16 protein-coding genes are annotated in these 17,989 nt (G+C 69.6%); 13 read left to right on the top strand and 3 right to left on the bottom strand.

Annotated elements, in window-relative coordinates:
• The first annotated feature begins 2 nt into the window (after positions 1 to 2).
• Both K4G59_RS15065 and K4G59_RS15060 read left to right on the top strand, forming a co-directional pair.
• Positions 3 to 1,493, top strand: coding sequence for a complex I subunit 4 family protein (locus K4G59_RS15065; RefSeq protein WP_231251890.1), 1,491 nt, complete (start codon positions 3 to 5; stop codon positions 1,491 to 1,493).
• Positions 1,494 to 1,497: 4 nt separating this feature from the next.
• Positions 1,498 to 2,919: an NADH-quinone oxidoreductase subunit N gene (locus K4G59_RS15060; RefSeq protein WP_231251889.1), complete on the top strand. Its 1,422-nt coding sequence runs from the start codon at positions 1,498 to 1,500 to the stop codon at positions 2,917 to 2,919.
• 42 nt (positions 2,920 to 2,961) lie between these two features.
• Here the strand turns inward: K4G59_RS15060 and K4G59_RS15055 are convergent, their stop codons facing one another.
• Complete coding sequence (locus K4G59_RS15055) at positions 2,962 to 4,197, bottom strand: cation:proton antiporter domain-containing protein (RefSeq protein WP_231251888.1); 1,236 nt, start codon at positions 4,195 to 4,197, stop codon at positions 2,962 to 2,964.
• Between the two features lie 28 nt (positions 4,198 to 4,225).
• Complete coding sequence (locus K4G59_RS15050) at positions 4,226 to 5,104, bottom strand: potassium channel family protein (RefSeq protein ID WP_231251887.1); 879 nt, start codon at positions 5,102 to 5,104, stop codon at positions 4,226 to 4,228.
• 604 nt (positions 5,105 to 5,708) lie between these two features.
• Here K4G59_RS15050 and K4G59_RS15045 point away from each other — a divergent pair.
• From K4G59_RS15045 to K4G59_RS15030, 4 genes are all read left to right on the top strand, one after another.
• The gene (locus tag K4G59_RS15045) at positions 5,709 to 6,383 is read left to right on the top strand and encodes an ArsR/SmtB family transcription factor (protein WP_231251886.1); all 675 of its coding nucleotides are present in this window, start codon (positions 5,709 to 5,711) and stop codon (positions 6,381 to 6,383) included.
• Positions 6,380 to 6,880 (top strand): hypothetical protein, encoded by a 501-nt coding sequence (locus tag K4G59_RS15040; protein WP_231251885.1) that lies wholly within the window; start codon positions 6,380 to 6,382, stop codon positions 6,878 to 6,880. Before K4G59_RS15045 ends, K4G59_RS15040 begins: the two co-directional genes overlap by 4 nt.
• 95 nt (positions 6,881 to 6,975) lie before the next feature.
• Positions 6,976 to 7,707, top strand: coding sequence for a DsbA family protein (locus tag K4G59_RS15035; RefSeq protein ID WP_231251884.1), 732 nt, complete (start codon positions 6,976 to 6,978; stop codon positions 7,705 to 7,707).
• Entirely contained in the window at positions 7,704 to 8,588 is an 885-nt protein-coding gene (locus K4G59_RS15030; RefSeq protein WP_231251883.1) for a cytochrome c biogenesis CcdA family protein, read from the top strand. The genes K4G59_RS15035 and K4G59_RS15030 overlap by 4 nt, the downstream gene beginning before the upstream one ends.
• 97 nt (positions 8,589 to 8,685) lie before the next feature.
• Here the strand turns inward: K4G59_RS15030 and K4G59_RS15025 are convergent, their stop codons facing one another.
• The gene (locus K4G59_RS15025; RefSeq protein ID WP_231251882.1) at positions 8,686 to 9,804 is read right to left on the bottom strand and encodes a PPK2 family polyphosphate kinase; all 1,119 of its coding nucleotides are present in this window, start codon (positions 9,802 to 9,804) and stop codon (positions 8,686 to 8,688) included.
• A gap of 358 nt (positions 9,805 to 10,162) precedes the next feature.
• Between K4G59_RS15025 and K4G59_RS15020 the strand changes: the two genes are divergently transcribed.
• The 7 genes from K4G59_RS15020 to K4G59_RS14990 all read left to right on the top strand — a co-directional run bounded on the left by K4G59_RS15020 (position 10,163) and on the right by K4G59_RS14990 (position 17,861).
• The gene (locus K4G59_RS15020; protein WP_231251881.1) at positions 10,163 to 11,530 is read left to right on the top strand and encodes a DUF2254 domain-containing protein; all 1,368 of its coding nucleotides are present in this window, start codon (positions 10,163 to 10,165) and stop codon (positions 11,528 to 11,530) included.
• A gap of 153 nt (positions 11,531 to 11,683) precedes the next feature.
• Complete coding sequence (locus K4G59_RS15015; protein ID WP_231251880.1) at positions 11,684 to 13,186, top strand: hypothetical protein; 1,503 nt, start codon at positions 11,684 to 11,686, stop codon at positions 13,184 to 13,186.
• A gap of 308 nt (positions 13,187 to 13,494) precedes the next feature.
• A complete protein-coding gene (gene acnA / locus K4G59_RS15010) occupies positions 13,495 to 16,185 on the top strand; it encodes an aconitate hydratase AcnA (protein ID WP_231252041.1) in 2,691 nt (896 codons plus the stop codon).
• 2 nt (positions 16,186 to 16,187) lie between these two features.
• Positions 16,188 to 16,355, top strand: a complete 168-nt coding sequence (locus tag K4G59_RS15005) for a hypothetical protein (RefSeq protein ID WP_231251879.1) — start codon at positions 16,188 to 16,190, stop codon at positions 16,353 to 16,355.
• Between the two features lie 4 nt (positions 16,356 to 16,359).
• Positions 16,360 to 17,004 (top strand): thioredoxin-like domain-containing protein, encoded by a 645-nt coding sequence (locus K4G59_RS15000; RefSeq protein ID WP_231251878.1) that lies wholly within the window; start codon positions 16,360 to 16,362, stop codon positions 17,002 to 17,004.
• Positions 17,005 to 17,161: 157 nt separating this feature from the next.
• Positions 17,162 to 17,467 (top strand): MTH1187 family thiamine-binding protein, encoded by a 306-nt coding sequence (locus tag K4G59_RS14995; protein ID WP_231251877.1) that lies wholly within the window; start codon positions 17,162 to 17,164, stop codon positions 17,465 to 17,467.
• The gene (locus K4G59_RS14990) at positions 17,457 to 17,861 is read left to right on the top strand and encodes a YjbQ family protein (RefSeq protein WP_231251876.1); all 405 of its coding nucleotides are present in this window, start codon (positions 17,457 to 17,459) and stop codon (positions 17,859 to 17,861) included. The genes K4G59_RS14995 and K4G59_RS14990 overlap by 11 nt, the downstream gene beginning before the upstream one ends.
• Positions 17,862 to 17,989: the final 128 nt, after the last annotated feature.

Genomic DNA, 17,989 nt, shown 5'->3' with positions numbered 1-17,989 from the left:
ACGTGCTCAGTTTGATCGTCTTCCTGCCTCTGGCTGCCGCTCTGGCCCTGCTCGCGCTTCCGCGGCTCGGCGACACGGCCGTACGATGGGCATGGGTCGCGGTCGCAGCCGCCGACCTCGCCCTGGTGGTCGCGGCGTGGCTGCGCTACGAGACGCCCACGCCCGGACGACTCGCCTTTGAGGAGCAGGCCGAGTGGATCCCCGGCGTGAACAGCAGCTACCACCTCGGCGTCGACGGGTTGTCCCTGCCGCTGATCGCGATGACCGCGGTGATATTCCTCGCCTGCGCGATCTTTGCGCTGCGCGAGACCGACCGGCCGCGTCTCCAGGCTGCGCTGTTCCTCTTCCTGCAGAGCGTCAGCATGGGCCTGTTCGTCGCCGCCGACCTGATCCTCTTCTTCGTCTTCTTCGACCTCTCGATCGTCGGCATGTACTTCGTGATCGCCGGCTGGGGTCACGGCAACGCCGCCCGGTCGGCGATGAAGTTCTTCCTCTACACGTTCCTGGGCTCCCTGGCCCTGCTCGTCGGGTTCATCGGCCTCTACATCGCCGCCGACCCGCACACCTTCGACATGGTCGAGCTGGCCGAGCAGACCCCGCTCGCCGGGTCGTCGCTTGCCGGTGGGCTGGTGCTGGCCGCCATCCTGGTCGGACTGGCGGTGAAGACCCCGACCGTGCCGTTCCACACCTGGCTGCCCCCGGCCCACACCGACGCGCCGGCGATCGGCTCGGCGGTCCTGGCGGGCGTGCTGCTGAAGATGGGCGCCTATGGATTCGTGCGGATCGCGATGCCGATGCTGCCCGAGGCGTGGCGGGACTGGGCGTGGGTGATCGTCGTCGTGGGCATCGTCTCCGTCGTGTACGGCGCCCTGGTGGCCCTGGCCCAGACGAACTTCAAGCGGATGGTCGCCTACACGTCGGTGAACCACATGGGCTACATCGTCCTCGCCGTCGGCGCCGCAGGGCTCGTCGCGGACGACACCGCGCAGGCACGGTCCATTGCGGTCACCGGTGCCGTCACACAGATGGTCAGCCACGGGCTGATCACAGGTGCGCTGTTCCTCCTCGCCGGCGTCCTCCAGGACCGGGCAGCGACCTACGACATGGACTCCTACGGCGGCCTGGCCGGACCCGCCCCCCGATTCGCCGCCTTCTTCGCCGTCGGTGCCTTCGCATCCCTTGGCCTTCCCGGGCTGTCCGGCTTCATCGCGGAGTTCCAGATCTTCACCGGCAGCATCGCCGCCGCCCCCGTCACGGCGATCGCGCTCGTCGGAATCCTCCTCACCGCGGCGCTGTTCCTCCGAGCGCTGCAACGGATCTTCACCGGCGAGACCCGCTGCCGCTCGGTCGGCTTCACCGACCTGCGCGCCGCCGAGGTCTGGTCGGTCGGCCCGCTGCTGGTGCTCTCCCTGCTCATCGGAGTATTCCCCCGACCGCTGCTCGCCGTGATCGAGCCCGCGGCCGAGGTCGCCGTCGAGCTCGTCGGAAGGTAGATCCGTGGGCTCCGACATGGCCATGCGGCCGCTCTTGCTGCTGCCGGAGATCGTGCTGTTCCTCGGCGGGCTCGCGGTCCTGGTCAGCGGGTCCTTCCTCCCGCGGACCCGCCAGTGGGTCACCCGTGCCATCGCCGCGGTCGCGCTGGTCGCTGCCGCCATCCTGGCCGCGGTCGACCTCCCCAGCCCGGCCCAGCCGGCGATGGAGGGCACCTTCACCGTCGACACCGCCACCGGAGTGGCGCGGATCGTCGCCGCCCTCGGGACGCTGATCGTCCTCGCGCTGGCCTCCGACGAGGTCGCCGGCTCGCCACGGGAGAGCGAGACCTACGCACTCTTCCTGTTCTCGACGACCGGCACGCTTGTCCTTGCCGGCGCCGACGACCTGCTCGTCGTCGTGGTCGGGTTCCTGCTCGCAAGCATCCCGCTCTACGGCCTGATCGGCATCGCGCGCACCCCCCGCGGAGCCGAGGCGGCCATGAAGACCTACCTGCTGGGTGCCCTGTTCGGCATCCTCTTGCTGCTCGGGGTCACGCTGCTCTACGGAGTCTCCGCGACCACGTCGTACGCCGACCTCACCGGTCGACTTGCTGAGGCGCCGCAGGGCGTGGTCGCGGCGGGCGTCGTGGCGGTGCTGGGTGGCTTGATGTTCAAGGCCGGCGGCATCCCGGGGCACTTCTGGGTCCCCGATGCCGCCGAGGGTGCGGGCGGGGCGGTCGCGGCCTTCCTCACCACCGTGCCCAAGATCGGCGCGATGGTCGCAGCCTACCGACTCATCGCCATGCTCCCCGACACCCTCGCCTGGCCGCTGCTGGTCGCCGTCCTCGCGGTTGCCAGCATGACGCTCGGCAACCTCGCCGCCTACTGGCAAACCGACCCCCGACGCCTGCTCGGCTGGTCCACGGTCAGCCAGGTCGGCTACCTCCTCGTGCCGGTCGCCGTCGCCGGGCGCAGCGACCTCGCCCTGCCCTCCCTGCTGCTCTACCTCGCCGGCTACACCGTCACCAACCTCGCGGCATTCGCAGTGACGACCGCCTTCCCCGACCGGCGCGACCTCGACTCCTACCGCGGCATGGGCCGAGCCCGGCCATGGCTCGGCGCATCCCTCGTGGTGGCGCTGCTCGGCCTCGTCGGCACCCCACCGACCGTCGTCTTCGCCGGCAAGCTCACCACCACCGCCGCCGCCTGGGACGGCGGGCTTGCCTGGCTGGCCGTGCTGGTGTTCGTCAACACCGTGATCAGCCTCTTCTACTACCTTCGGTGGATCGCATCCGTCTACGGCCGAGGGGAACCCCCCGCGCGGACCCTGCCAGAAGGAGCGTTCGTTCCTCGTGCTTGGTCGGCAACGGCGGCGGTGGTGACCTCGGCTCTCAGCCTCGTGCTCGGCATAGGCGCAGGCGTCCTCTGGAGTGTCTTCTCGATCTGACGGGTTCCCCAGATGGGGAACCGCAGGCCACGTGGCGGAGGGTCAACCCTCGAGCACTGGCTGTCCGGTTGCGGTCTCGCCCGTGAGGCGTCGGTAGAGCAGCCGGCCGGTCGAGGAGGTCACGCCATGGGCCACGGTGCTCGCGACGACGATCATGATCCCGGCGCCCATGACGGTGTCGGAAAGGCCGAGCTCCTCGGCCTCGAGGGTCAGGTAGAACACCGCCGAGACTCCGACGGGTCCGAACCAGCCCAGGTACAGGGCGTCCGGCCAGCCCAGACGCAGGGGTCGCTTGAGCAGCAACAGGACGGGCATGCGGCGGAACAAGAGCACGGCGACGCTCAGCAGGATCGCCGCCCACCCCAGCTCGCCCCACACGGACCAAGGCAGGGTGGCGCCCAGCAGGACGAACATCGGTAGGACCGCGAATCGGTTCACAGCCTCGTCGATCTCCAGGTCTGCGGTCCGCTCGCTGCCGGTGCTGGTGAGGTTGAAGGCGAGGCCGGCGACGAACGCTGCGAGCACGCCGTCAAGGTGGAGCACGCCCGACAGGCCCAGCACGAGCAGGGCGAGGAGGACGGTGAACAGCAGCATCGGGCCGTGGGACGCAGCCCCGTATTCGTCGCCTGTCCGCAAGGCTCGACCGCCGAGCCAACCGGCGAGCACGCCGAGGGCGACAGCGCCCGTCACCTGCCACAGCGCCTCGGCAACTGCCTGCCCGGCGGTCATCGGTCCCGCGAACGCGACCGCGGCGAGCACGAACGGCAGGGCCAGACCGTCGTTGGCGGCTGACTCCAGGGAGAGGATCTGCCGGTCACGGGCCGGTAGGTCCTCTTCGGCGGGCTTGCCGGTGACCACGCTGGAGGCGAGGACCGGGTCGGTAGGGCAGATCGCTGTCCCGAGCAGCAGCGCAGCGCCCAGCGTGACCCCGAGGATGGCGGCGGTCAGGCCTGTGGAGACCAACGTCATGGCCGGCATGGCCACCAACAACAGGATCGAGACCGGCCGGAGCTGGGCACGGACCGAACCGAACGGATAGCGCAGCGCGACTCCCATCACCGATATCACCAGCAGGATCCGTGTCGCGTCGTGAACGCTCGCGTGCTCGGTGGTGATCGGTGGAAGAGGCAAAGCTCGGAGCACCTCGGGCCCGACGAGCACGCCGACCACCAGAGCAAGGAGCGGCTCGGATACGGGCAGACGCCTGATTCGTGCAGACAACGCAGCCACCAGCACGCCGAGCGCGCCGGTCGCGATGAGCAGCACGTCAAGGGTCATGGCAGCGCCCTGCCCCGCGCCTTCGTCATCATGCGTGGGGCTCGAATCCGTGGTCGGCGCGGTAGGACGCGAGCACCTCCGGTGTCGCGGACCCGGTCTTGAGGTAGGCACGGTCCAGCAGCAGGGCAAGGCTCTCGACGGCCGCTGTGAGCATGTCGGCTGAGAGTTGCACCTCGCGCGAGGACGACGACCTTCCGGCCTCCGCCAGCTCCAGGGCGTGGGGGAGGGACGCAGCCAGCGACAGCTCTTCCTCTTCCTCGATGAAGTAGTAGGACTCGGCGTACTGCATGAGGTCCGTCTCGGCCTGGATCGTGCCGTCGGTCACGGCGTCCAGCATGCGGCTAGCGACGCATGGTTCCCCACCGGCCACCACGGCAGTCGCATGACTCGACTGCAGAAGGCTCAACCGCTTCGCAACAGACCTCCGCCTGCCCAGGGCGGGGTAGACCTGCAGGATCCATGAGATGGCGGCGGTCAGGAGGACGAACCCGAGAAGCGCCTCGAACGGTGCGAGCAGGCGCAGGACGGGGTCGGCCGGGGTGACGTCACCGAAGCCGAGCGTGGCCACGGTGACCAACGACAGGTACAGGGCGGTCAGGGCATCGGAAGACTGCTCGGGTCTGAGTGCAGACCCGAAGTAGAAGCCGTCCGACATGTGGGGCAGGTAGACCAGAGTCCAGCCGATCACCACCAGACCGGTCCACAACGCCACGGTTCCGAGGATTCCGATCGGCCCGGCGAGGTGCCGGCTGTGGCCGGGCAACACGTGCTTGGTGGCCAACCACACGAGCTGGAACACCCACCGAGCGATCCGGCCGAATCCGCCCGGGTGCCACAGAGTGTGGAAGATGTCCCACAGCGCCACCAAGACAACGAGTAGGCCAGCCGCACTGATCATCCATCCCATCCGGGCGACTGTAATCTCTCAACGCCGCTTCCTCAGACCCGACGTCAGGCCTTTCGGGTGTGTGCCCACTGCCATTCGGGTTGCGACACTCACTCCACCGACGCTCTCGCGGATGCGATCCGCCACCGTGTCCGGGTCGGTGCCGGGTCGAGGCCGACGAGTACGTAGGGCGTCCGTGCCGTGGTCATCTACTGATCGCAAACACCAGCAATACCCGGCCGAAGTGAGCTACATCGAGCGACATCACGCACGTTCACCCGGCATCGCTCCTGGAGTCAGAGCGCTCTTCCGCAAGGAAGCGCATGATTCGGGGCACGACCGGGCCGTCGATGGATGTAGTGCCGCTCGGTGACCGCCTTGGACGTGTGGCCGAGCTGGTTCATCGCGGCGTCGGCGTCGTGGACCTCGGCGATCTTGGTTGTCACGGTTCGGCGGAACCGGTGGGGTGAGACATCCATCAGTCGGCGAGCCGGCGGATATGCCACAGCCGGCCCTGGACGTTGGTGGGGAACGCCGTGCGGATCCATGGCGTGGAGCGAGCGCTCGCGACGAGAGGGCCCGTGTGCCCATCCCGTATAGTCTTCCAAAGATCTTTGGAGGACTGATGGAATCAGACGACAGGCGCAACCGGCTCTTCGACGAGCTCGCCGTGGTCGGCAAGGCCTTCGGCAGCCCCAAGCGGCTCGAGCTGGTCGAGCTCCTCGCCCAGGGCGAGCGCACGGTCGAAGCGCTGGCGCGTGCCGCCGGGATGGGAATGAGCACTGTCTCGGCCCACCTGCAGGTACTCAAGCTCGCCAACCTCGTGCGGACCCGGCGCGAAGGCACCAAGGTGTTCTACCGCCTTGCGGGCGACGATGTGGCCCAGCTGTACGCCGCGATGCGCAGCGTCGCACGGGAACGCTCCGCCGACGTGAGCCAGGCTCTCGAGGTCTACCTCGATCTGCCCGGATCCGGCGAGGTGGGCCTGGTGACGCGCGCGGAGCTCGAGCAGATGCTGGCGGCGGGCGAGGTCACCCTGTTGGACGTGCGCCCGTCCGAGGAGTACCTGGCCGGCCACATCCCGGGCGCCCGGAGCGCACCGCTCGACACGTTGGGCGCCGAGGTGGACACGTTGCGCGAGACGCCCGCCGTGGTGGCCTACTGCCGCGGCAGCTTCTGCGTCATGGCGCACGACGCCGTGCGCATCCTCGGCGGCGCCGGCGTCGAGGCCAGGCGCCTCGAGGACGGGATGCTGGAGTGGCGCACCGCGGGGCTCCCCGTCGCTGCGGGCGCGGCATGACCACCCCATGGTCGGTCCTGCTCACCTGGCCGGCACGACGCTGGCTCGTCGCGCTCTCCACCGCGGCCGGGTTCGTGCTCGTCGTCGCCATCCCCACCGACCTCATCGACACACCGGTCTTCGGACGCGAGGTGCCGGCCACCTGGTGGGCGTGGCCCTCGCTGCTGGTGTCCTCGCTGCTCGCTGGCCTGCTCGTGGCGACCTACGTGCGCGCTCCCGTCCAGCCGGACCGACCCTCGAGCCGCCGGGGTGGTTGGGCCGGCGGGCTGCTCACCTATTTCGCCGTCGGCTGCCCGGTGTGCAACAAGCTCGTCCTTCTCGCCCTGGGCAGTGCGGGCGCGATGACGTGGTTCGAGCCGTTCCAGCCCGTCCTGCAGGTTGCTGCCGTTGCGCTGCTGGTCTGGGCACTGCGCAGCCGACTGCGCGGCGAGCTGTCGTGCCCCGTGCAGCCGGCCCGCGCGCCGGCCTCTGGGCCCGCGGCTGGACCCGCCGGCTGAACCTGCCGAGCTCCCCCGAGGCCCCGGACCGTCGCGGACGATCCCCGACTGCCCCCGTCCACCCACCGTCTACCCCCTGTCTGGAGTTCCTGCTCGTGTCTGCACAGCGCACGACCCCCGTCGTCCCGCTCATCGTCGCCCTTGTCGCGGCTCTCGCCCTCGGTTTCGTGCTCGTGGAGGGCAGCGGTGACGACGAGACGAACGGACCTGTCGATGCGGCGCCGGCGACCGAGTCGGCCGCGCCGCCGCAGACGTGGGAGGAGCTGGTGCGCCGCGACGCCGGCGACCCGATGGCGCTGGGCGAGCCCGACGCGCCGGTCGTGATGGTCGCCTACTCGGAGTTCCAGTGCCCGTTCTGCGGGAAGTTCGCCCGCGACACCGAACCGACCCTGGTCGAGAAGTACGTCGAGGACGGCACGCTGCGCATCGAGTGGCGCGACTTCCCCTACCTCGGTGAGGAGTCGCACGTGGCAGCCCGTGGCGGGCGTGCAGCCGCCGCCCAGGACAAGTTCTGGGAGTTCGAGGAGGCGATGTACGCCGAGCAGCTGCCGCCGAACAGCGGCAACCTCGATGAGGACTACCTGATCTCGGTGGCCGAGGACATCGGCCTCGACGTCGAGAGGTTCCGCGGTGACCTCGGCTCCGCCGAGCACGAGGAGGCCGTCGAGAAGGACTTCGCCGAGGGGCAGGCCATCGGGGTGACCGGTACGCCCGCGTTCGTCATCAACGGTGTGCCGGTCATCGGCGCGCAGCCGACCGAGGTCTTCGAGCAGACCATCGAGCAGGCCGCCGATGTGGCCGAGAACGCGGGGGGCGCGGGTCGATGAGCGAGGTCGGAGTCCTGGCTGCGTTCGCGGCCGGGGTCCTGGCGCTGCTGTCGCCGTGCAGCGCCCTGCTGCTGCCGTCCTTCTTCGCCTACGCGTTCGCCAGCCGCCGAGCACTCCTGGCCCGGACGTTCGTGTTCTACCTTGGCCTGCTCATCACCCTCGTGCCGCTCGGCACCGGTGCGAGCGCGGCGTCGTCGCTGTTCTATGGTCACCGGCCGCTGCTGATCACGATCGCTGGCTGGAGCATCATCGGCCTCGGCGTGCTCCAGCTGGCCGGACGTGGATTCGCCGTGCCGGGCGTCGCGCGGCTCCAAGCGGCGGTGTCGACGCGCGGCGACAACGGCTGGTTGTCGACGCTGCTGCTGGGAGCCGTCTATGGGCTAGCGGGCTTCTGCTCGGGCCCGGTGCTGGGTGCCATCCTCACCGTCGCGGCCACCCAGGACTCGCCGTGGAAGGGCGGGGCGCTGCTCGCGGTGTACGCCCTCGGCATGGCGGCTCCGCTGTTCGTCCTCGCGGCCCTGTGGGACCGGTTCGAGCTCGGCCGCCGCCGGTGGTTGCGTGGCCGCACCCTGACGTGGGGACACCTGCGGGTGCACACCACGTCACTGGTCGCGGGCTTGCTGTTCATCGCCGTCGGTGTGGTGTTCCTGCGCTACGACGGCACGGCCGGGCTCACCGGGTCCCTCGGCATGGGCGACCTCACCGACGTCGAGTACTCCGCGCAGCGGGCGGTCACCGAGTGGGCCGCGCACGTGCCGACCTGGCTGCCGCTGTTGGCGGTCGTGCTCGTTGCGCTCGCCATCGCCTGGCGCCGCCGTGATCACGGCAGTCACGATGAACCGGTCGAGCGGTCAGAGGAAGACCGCGCAGGAGTGCTGTGATGCGGGACGCTCCGCGGGCCGGCGTCAGGCCGTGTCGCTCCGCCGCCCGCAGTCCGGACCTGGCCTCCGGTGACATGTCCCCCTGAACAGCTGTGCGTCAGGTGCCGTCGCGCTCGGCCAGGAACTCGGCCTTCTGGCGACGGGTGCGCTGTTGGTCGGCCATCGCGGCGGCAGCAGCCGCGTACGCCTCGGCTTCTCGGGCCGTGGCGTCGGCGTCGGCGACCGGATCCGAGCCGTCGCCGACCTTGCTGGCCCGGGCGGCCCTCTTCTGCACTTCGCGGTTGGACTTGATCGACTTCTCGACCTGCTCGTCGGTCTCGCTGAGAGAGTCGGCGAGTGCTCGGGTGCTCAAGGTCTGTGCGAGCTCACGCCGCTGGACCATCGGGTCCCAACGGACCGAGGGCCACTTCGGGTCCAGGTCGATCAGCGTCTGGGTCAGGATCTCGGTGATGGCCACGCGGGCGTACCACTTGTGGTCGGCTGGGACGACGTACCAGGGCGCCACATCAGTGGACGTGCGCCGGAACACGTCGGCGTAGGCGTCCTGGTAGTCGTCCCAGCGACGCCGGGTGGAAAGGTCGCTCGCGCTGTACTTCCAGTGCTTGTCGGGACGGTCGAGCCGCTTCATCAGCCTCATGCCCTGCTCGTCGTGGCTGATCATCAGGGCGACCTTCACCACGGTGGTGCCACCCGCGACGAGGTCGGCCTCGAAGTCGTTGATCTCGTCGTACCGCTCCTCCCAGACCTCGGGCGCGACGAGCTCATCGACCCGCGCGACCAGGACGTCCTCGTAGTGCGACCGGTCGAAGACGCCGATGAGGCCGGGGGCCGGCAGCTCCTTCTCGATCCGCCACAGGAAGTGGTGCCGCTGCTCCTCCTCTGTCGGAGGTCCGAACGAGCGCAGAGCCACCCCTTGAGGGTCGACCTTGCTCATGACGTGCCGGGCGACGCCACCCTTGCCCGCAGTGTCGAGGCCCTGGACGATCACCAGGAGCGACCGACTGCCTCCTGTCCGGCCTTCGGCGTAGAGCCGCTCCTGGAGCTCGCTGAGCAGGCCACCGCGCTGCGCACCGAACTTCTTCGCGGCGCCCTTGTCGTCCTCCCAGCCCGGAGTGCCGCCACGGTCCATCTGGAACAGGTCGAAGTCCGGGTGGGCCCTGAGGGCGTCTCGCGGGTCGGCACTCCACGCGCCAGTGCCCGACTTCTTCTTGCCCATGGCTCAGTCCCTCACTGCTGGATCGGCGCGACCGTCAGGGTCGAGAGCACGAGACCTTACCGACGCGGACGAACTGACGCTCTCGTCGCTGCAGCGTCTTCCGCCGCGAGGAGGCAGCCGGGTCCTCGCGCCATGCGCTGGCGCCGACGGGGTCGAGGCCGCGTCCCCGCCGACCGGCTGATGCGCGGAGCCGGCCGCTCATCGCGCAGCCACCGGACGTTAGGGACTCGTTCGGCCCCGCAGCGCCGACATCTGCACATGTCAGAACGAGGCATACTCTCGATCAGACCACCTCATCGAGGCCCCGGCCCCGTCGCGTGGCCATGACCGAGGTCCCAGCGACAGGAACGAGCGCGAGATGCTGTCTCAACTGAGGGCCTGGGGCGACCGACTTCGCAGCAGCCTCTTCTTCGTCCCCATGCTCTGCGTGATCGGCGGCGTCCTTCTCGGCGAAGCGATGCTCGTGGTCGATGCCCTGGTGACCGGCATCGATCCACGCCTGACTGCCACGGTCGACAGCGCCCGGACCGTGCTGACCACGGTGGCCGGCGCGACCCTGACGTTCGCCGGCATCGCGTTCTCCGTCAGCCTGCTGCTCATCTCGCTCGCGTCGAGCCAGTACTCACCGCGCGTCGTCCACGGCATGTTCCGCGACCCGTTCAACAAGCGGGTGATGGGTCTGGTCATCGGAACGTTCACGTACTGCCTCGTCGTGCTGCGTGCCGTTCGAGGGGCGCTGGAGGATGCGGGTGACGCGGTCGTCCCGAGCGTCTCCATCCTGCTCGCAGTCGTGCTCGGAATCGTCTCCATCCTCTCGATCGTCGCCTTCATCAACCATGGGGCTCACTCCATGGACGTCTCGAAGATCCTGCGCCGCGTGACCGACGAGGTGCTGACCCAGGCACGCTCGGCCTGGCCGGAACCGGAGCCGGAATCGTCCGGTGTCGAGCAGGGTGAATCACCGCCTCTGCCCGAGGGCGCTGCTGCGGTGCGCTTCGCCACCTACGGCTGGGTGCAGAACGTGGACTACGACGTGCTCCTGTCTGTGTTGCCGCCCGGAGCGACGGTGCGCTTGGACACCTTCGCCGGGCAGTACGCCATCCAGCACACGCCGATCTGCCACATCTCTCCCGTCCCCGACGACATCGCGGACATCGCCGAGGCAGTCCGAGCAGCGGTGATGGTGGGGGAGACCCGGACGTTGCAGCAGGACATGGCCTACGGTGTGCGCCAGCTCTCGGACGTGGCGTTGAAGGCCATGTCTCCCGGCATCAATGACCCCACCACGGCCCACGACGCGATGTCTCACCTCGGCACGGTCCTGGCCGACCTGCTGAGTCGGCAGGCACCGTCTCGCCGGTTGTCCGGACGAGACGGCCTGGTCCTGATGGTCCCGCACGCCACGACGTACGAGGAGCTCGTCGGGATCGCGTTCGACGAGGTGAGAATCGCATCGGCGGAGCAACCGACCGTGCTGATCTACCTGCTCGACGTGCTGCACCACATCGAGCAGTCGCTGGCCGGGCTCCACCGCCCCAGTGCCGCGCTGGCCCTCCGGAGCCAGGCCGAGCTGATCCGGGCGATGAACGAGACGGCCGACGTGCCGGAGCCAGACCGTGAGCGCGTCCGAGTCGCCTACGCGCGGCGCTACCGGGATGACTTCCACCCCGAGAGCGGTCCGACCAGCGACACCGCACGCCCGGTCGACCTGGACGGGGTGGGATGACGACCGAGGTCCCGAGCTGGTCGAGGCGAGCGACTGCGTCGTCGAGCGCAGCGACGGCGACCAGGGACTTCACCCGTGGGTCGTCGGGACAGCCGACGTCCGGTGGGAGTCGACGTCCCTGGTGCACGTCCCCGTTCGCCTAGGATCGCTCAAGTGCGTCTCCTCGCGGTTGTCCTCGGCTTCGCCCTGAGGAAGGTGGGCTTGTTCGTCGCCCTGATCGCGGCGCTGTTCCTGTCCTACCTCGTGGTCCAGGCCGTCGTCCCGACCGTGAGCGAGGCCGTCGCCGACCGGGAGCGGCTGGAGCAGGTCACCGAGGAGCGGGCCGCCCTGCAGGCAGACCTCGAGGACCTGAGGCGTCGGGCGGCCGAGGAGCGAAGCACGGCGATCGCGTCGCTGACGAGCTCGATCGCCGCCGAGGTCGAGGCCGGGCGCCGGAACGTCTCGGAGAAGCAGGCCGAGGTGCAGCGCCTGCGCGATCGTGAGGACGAGGTGTGCGGCTTCTGGGAGAAGCTCGGCTCCCTCGTGCTGCCCGGAGATGCCTGCGACGCGGCCGAGCAGGCAGTCGAGAAGGCCGACGCGGCGCTCGACACGCTTGAGCAGAACCTCGACCGTGCGCAGGCGCAGGCCGCGATCCTCGGCGACCCCCAGCTGAGCAGCGAGGAGAAGCTCCTGCGTCTGGGCAGCGGCGGCCGGACGTCCACCCTCGAGCGGCAGATCGACAACACGGAGTCCGAGCTCGTCCAGAAGACCGCGGAGCAGCGCAGCCTGCGTGCGGCCCGCGACTCCGGTGCGGCCTGGCTGGTCGACCAGTGGGCCCGGTCGTGGCCGTGGTTGGTCGGCATCGCCTTGCTCGTCCTGCTCCTGCCCCTCGTCCTGCGCGTCGTCGGCTACTTCGTGCTGATGCCCCTGGTCGCTCGTGTGCACCGGCGCATCGACCTCGCGACCGGCTCCGCGCACGGGCCCGGGACCCTGAGCACCACCGACGCGCAGCGGACGCTGGCCGTCGACCTGGCCGACGGCCAGGTGCTCTCTGCGAGATCGGAGCACGTGCGTCCGGTGGAGGGCAGCGTCCGTGGCCGGCTCCTCTACGACTGGTCGTCGCCGTTCATCAGCTTCGCGGCGGGTCTCTACGGGCTCAGCCGGGTGACCGGGGACGGCGGCGGCACCTCTGCCACGCTGGCGACGCCGGACAGCCCCGACGCCTACCTCATGCGCATCGACTTCGAGGACCACCCGGGGGTGGTCGTGCACCCGAAGCACGTCGTCGGCGTCATCGGGACACCGGAGCTCCAGACCCGCTGGCGGTGGGGCATCCAGTCCTTCGCGACGTGGCAGGTGCGCTACATCATGTTCGCCGGCACCGGCAGCCTCATCGTCCAGGGCAGCGGCGACGTCGTGGCCACGACGCCCCGGGGCAGGTCCACCAGGATCGAGCAGAACCTGGTGATGGGCTTCGACTCCCGGCTCGCCGTCGGGGTCAACCGGACCGAGGTGTTCTGGCCCTACCTGTGGGGCAGGACGCCGCTCGTCGACGACGAGTTCACCGGGAGCCACCAGCTCTTCTGGCAGAAGTCCGCGACCGGCGGGTCGAGCAATCCGATCGTCCGGACGTTCAACACGTTCTTCTCCGCGCTCGGCAAGCTGTTCGGCTTCTGACTCCGGGCCAGACGGCCAGACGGCCAGACCTCAGGCCCCGGCCCGACACCCACGAGCGCAATTCGTCGATGTCGCACAGCAGCGTGCCGGGGTGGCGGCCGGCCCACGAGCGGGTGAGGGTCGACTTGCCCACGCCGGAAGGACCGTTGAGGTGGAGGAGCGTGGGCACGGGCAGAGGCTGGACCGGTTGTGATATCTTGACGTCAAGATATTGTGACGTCAGAACTAAGGGTCGCCTTCCTTCCCGCACCTCAGGGTGCGACGGCAAGATGGACGCAGACCCGCGAACTCCCGAGGAGATGTGGCTGATGGCCAGTCAGGACAGCTTCGGTGCCAAGAGCACCCTGGACGTGGACGGACAGTCCTACGAGATCTACCGCCTCGACGCGGTGAAGGGTGAGGGTCTCGACGTCGAGAGCCTGCCCTTCTCGCTCAAGGTGCTGCTGGAGAACCTGCTCCGCACCGAGGACGGCGCGGACATCACCGCCGACCACATCAAGGCGATCGCCGGCTGGGACGCCAGCGCCGCGCCCGACCAGGAGATCCAGTTCACGCCTGCGCGCGTGATCATGCAGGACTTCACCGGCGTGCCCTGTGTCGTCGACCTCGCCACCATGCGCGAGGCGATGGCCGAGCTCGGCGGGGACGCCACGAAGATCAACCCGCTCGCTCCGGCCGAGATGGTCATCGACCACTCCGTCATCGCCGACGTCTTCGGCACGCCGCAGGCGTTCGAGCGCAACGTCGAGATCGAGTACGAGCGCAACCGCGAGCGCTACCAGTTCCTGCGCTGGGGCCAGGGCGCCTTCGACGACTTCAAGGTCGTCCCGCCCGGCACCGGCATCGTGCACCAGGTCAACATCGAGCACCTCGCCCGCGTGGTCATGGTGCGCGACGGTGTCGCCTACCCCGACACCTGCGTCGGCACCGACTCCCACACCACGATGGTCAACGGCATCGGCGTGGTGGGCTGGGGCGTGGGCGGCATCGAGGCCGAGGCCGCGATGCTCGGCCAGCCGGTCTCCATGCTCATCCCGCGCGTGGTCGGCTTCAAGCTCTCGGGCGAGCTGCCGGAGGGCTCGACCGCCACCGACCTCGTGCTGACGATCACCGAGATGCTGCGTGAGCACGGCGTGGTCGGCAAGTTCGTCGAGTTCTACGGTGAGGGCGTCTCGGCGCTGCCGCTGGCCAACCGCGCCACGATCGGCAACATGAGCCCGGAGTTCGGCTCCACGATCGCCGTCTTCCCGATCGACGAGCAGACCGTGGACTACCTCCGCCTCACCGGCCGCTCCGAGGAGCAGCTCGCGCTCGTCGAGGCGTACGCCAAGGAGCAGGGCCTCTGGCACGAGCCGAGCGCCGAGCCGCGCTACAGCGAGCGCCTCGAGCTCGACGTGTCGACCGTGGTGCCCTCGCTGGCCGGCCCGAAGCGTCCCCAGGACCGTGTTGAGGTCACCAAGGCGCAGGAGAGCTTCGAGAAGGCGCTGGCCGACTACACCGAGGACCGCGCCGCCAGGGCGACGGTCAACCTCGACGGTCAGGAGTTCGAGATCGGCCACGGAGCGGTGACCATCGCGGCCATCACCTCGTGCACCAACACCTCGAACCCGAGCGTGATGATCGGCGCTGCCCTGCTGGCCAAGAACGCCGTCGACAAGGGCCTCTCGCGCAAGCCGTGGGTCAAGACCACGCTCGCGCCCGGCTCGAAGGTCGTCTCGGACTACTACGAGAAGTCCGGCCTCACGCCGTACCTCGACAAGCTCGGCTTCAACCTCGTCGGCTACGGCTGCACGACCTGCATCGGCAACTCCGGCCCGCTCATCCCCGAGGTCAGCGCCGCCGTCAACGAGGCCGACCTCGCGGTCGTCTCGGTGCTGTCGGGCAACCGCAACTTCGAGGGCCGGATCAACCCGGACATCAAGATGAACTACCTCGCGTCCCCGCCGCTGGTCGTCGCCTACGCACTGGCCGGTTCGATGGACCTCGACCTGTTCAACGATGCGCTGGGCCAGGACCAGGACGGCAACGACGTCTTCCTCAAGGACATCTGGCCGAGCCCGACGGAGGTCGAGGAGACGATCGCGATGGCGATCAGCTCCGAGATGTTCAACGACTCCTACCAGGACGTCTTCGCCGGCGACGAGCGCTGGCAGTCGCTGCCCACCCCCGAGGGCAACACCTTCGAGTGGGACCCCGAGTCGACCTACGTGCGTCGTCCTCCCTACTTCGACGGGATGCCGCAGGACCCCGAGCCGGTCAGCGACATCGTCGGCGCGCGGGTGCTGCTCAAGCTTGGCGACTCGGTCACCACCGACCACATCAGCCCGGCCGGTGCGATCAAGAAGGACAGCCCCGCGGGTCGCTACCTCGCCGAGCACGGTGTGGAGCAGCGTGACTTCAACTCCTACGGCTCGCGCCGTGGCAACCACGAGGTCATGATCCGCGGCACGTTCGCCAACATCCGCTTGCGCAACCAGCTCGCCCCCGGCACCGAGGGCGGCGTGACGCGCGACTTCACCGCCGACGGCGAGGTCACCAGCGTCTACGAGGCCAGCGAGCACTACCAGGCCGCCGGCACGCCGCTGATCGTCCTGGCGGGCAAGGAGTACGGCTCCGGCTCCTCGCGCGACTGGGCCGCGAAGGGCACGGCGCTGCTGGGCGTGAAGGCCGTCATCGCCGAGTCCTACGAGCGCATCCACCGCTCCAACCTCATCGGCATGGGCGTCATCCCGCTGCAGTTCCCCGCGGGCAAGACGGCCGACGACCTGGGTCTCACCGGTGCCGAGATCATCTCGATCTCCGGCATCACCGAGCTCAACGACGGCACCACGCCGAAGACCGTGACCGTCAAGGTCGAGCCGGCCCCCGGCACCGACCAGGCGCACGGCGAGACCAGTGAGTTCGAGGCGGTCGTGCGCATCGACACCCCCGGCGAGGCGAACTACTACCGCAACGGCGGGATCATGCAGTACGTCCTGCGGAACCTGCTCAAGGCCTGACCTTGCGCGAGTTCCTCGCGCGGGCACAGGCGGCCGTCGACCTCACCACCGGTGGGGGCGGCGGCCGCCTGCCGTCCGCCTGGAAGGGATCCCGCCGCCTCGCCCGGTTGCGGACGCTGCTGCCGGACCGGCGCGACGCGCGAGACGCTGGGCGTACGTCGGTAGCCTGACGCCGTGAGCGACCCCGACACCTCGTACGACGTGCCGCCGCCCGCCACGGAAGAGGTCATGCCCGGTCCGAGCCGCTTGCCGCTCGTGCTCGCCAGCGTCAGCGCCGCCCTCGTGATGGGCGCGGCGCTCGCCGCACCGCTCGTCGACCGGGTGATCCGCGGGGACGAGGCGGAGCAGCAGGCGTTGGACCTCAGCGAGGTCGCGACCTTCGTCATCGACGACCGCGCCCACACCATTGGCGACGTGACCTACCCCCAGACGCCGCCTGCCGGCGGGGCGCACGCCCCGATCTGGCTGGCGTGCGGTGTGTACGACGAGCCGGTGCGCGACGAGAACGCTGTCCACGACCTCGAGCACGGCACCGTCTGGATCACCCACGACCCGGAGCTGTCGCAGTCCGACCGCGACGCGCTCGCCGCCCGGCTGCCCGACAACGGCATCATGTCGCCCCACGGGGACCTGCCGTCGCCGGTGGTCGTCACCGTCTGGGAGGCCCAGCTCGCGCTCGACGGCGCTGATGACGAGCGGCTCGGCCTCTTCCTCGAGGAGTACGGCGACGGTCACACTGCGCCGGAGTTCGGCGCGAGCTGCCAGGGGGGTACGCCCGACCCCCAGGGTGCGCTGCCGGGCCAGGGCGCGAACGCCTGATTCCTGGTCCTCGGTGATCGAGCAGGTCGCGAGCGCCAGCGAGCGGGCGTATCGAGACCGGCCTCGGGGCAACAGCGGCGCCCGGTTGAACTCCTCGGCGTGACTCACGTTGAACCCGTGGGGCGCCTCTGGAGGTCGATGTCCTAGCGTGGCCCGCATGCTCGTCGCCTTCTCCATCTCACCCGTCGCCCAGGACCCCAGCGGGTCGGTCACCGAGGCGGTGGCTGCCGCCGTACGCGTCGTTCGCGAGTCGGGCCTGCCGCACCAGACCAACGCGATGTTCACCAACATCGAGGGGGAGTGGGACGAGGTGATGGCCGTGGTCAAGCGGGCCGTCGACGTCGTCGCCGAGGTCTCCCCGCGCGTCGGCCTGGTCCTCAAGGCCGACATCCGCCCCGGCCACGACGGGCAGCTCACCGCCAAGGTCGAGCGGATCGAGGAGGCGCTGCGCGATGGAGAGTGAGGTCCGCACCTATCGCACCGGCGCCGACGAGGTGGTGCTCGACCTGACCCGCGACGCCGCGGACTTTGTGGCGGGCCGCGGGGACGGTCTGCTCCAGGTCTTCGTCCCGCACGCGACCGCGGGCATCGCGATCATCGAGACCGGGGCCGGCTCCGACGACGACCTGCTGGCCGCGCTGCAGGACGTGCTGCCGGCCGATGATCGCTGGCGCCACCGCCACGGCTCGCCCGGCCACGGCCGCTCCCACGTGATGCCGGCGATCGTGCCGCCGCACTGCACCGTGCCGGTGATCGACGGCGGGCTGGCCCTCGGCACCTGGCAGAGCATCTGCCTGGTCGACCTCAACGTCGACAACGACCGGCGCGAGGTGCGCTGGTCCTTCCTGGCCGGGTGAGTGTCGTGTTTCAAGACATCGGTGACAGTTCTGTATCAGGACATTGGTGACACGAAGGGGGTGTTTGGTGGTGACACTTCTGGCTGGCTGGGGCGGTGCCGACCACCAATGAGCCCGTTGATCCTCGT

Source organism: Nocardioides furvisabuli, assembly GCF_021083185.1.
GTDB lineage: Bacteria > Actinomycetota > Actinomycetes > Propionibacteriales > Nocardioidaceae > Nocardioides > Nocardioides furvisabuli.
This window is presented reverse-complemented; position numbering and strand designations above follow the sequence as displayed.

Bases quoted from the DNA above. Each gene is read 5' to 3' on its own strand.
- K4G59_RS15055 (WP_231251888.1), bottom strand. From the start codon at position 4,197: ATGACCCTTGACGTGCTGCTCATCGCGACCGGCGCGCTCGGCGTGCTG.
- K4G59_RS15050 (WP_231251887.1), bottom strand. From the start codon at position 5,104: ATGGGATGGATGATCAGTGCGGCTGGCCTACTCGTTGTCTTGGTGGCG.
- K4G59_RS15045 (WP_231251886.1), top strand. From the start codon at position 5,709: ATGGAATCAGACGACAGGCGCAACCGGCTCTTCGACGAGCTCGCCGTG.
- K4G59_RS15040 (WP_231251885.1), top strand. From the start codon at position 6,380: ATGACCACCCCATGGTCGGTCCTGCTCACCTGGCCGGCACGACGCTGG.
- K4G59_RS15030 (WP_231251883.1), top strand. From the start codon at position 7,704: ATGAGCGAGGTCGGAGTCCTGGCTGCGTTCGCGGCCGGGGTCCTGGCG.
- K4G59_RS15025 (WP_231251882.1), bottom strand. From the start codon at position 9,804: ATGGGCAAGAAGAAGTCGGGCACTGGCGCGTGGAGTGCCGACCCGCGA.
- K4G59_RS15020 (WP_231251881.1), top strand. From the start codon at position 10,163: ATGCTGTCTCAACTGAGGGCCTGGGGCGACCGACTTCGCAGCAGCCTC.
- acnA (WP_231252041.1), top strand. From the start codon at position 13,495: ATGGCCAGTCAGGACAGCTTCGGTGCCAAGAGCACCCTGGACGTGGAC.
- K4G59_RS14995 (WP_231251877.1), top strand. From the start codon at position 17,162: ATGCTCGTCGCCTTCTCCATCTCACCCGTCGCCCAGGACCCCAGCGGG.
- K4G59_RS14990 (WP_231251876.1), top strand. From the start codon at position 17,457: ATGGAGAGTGAGGTCCGCACCTATCGCACCGGCGCCGACGAGGTGGTG.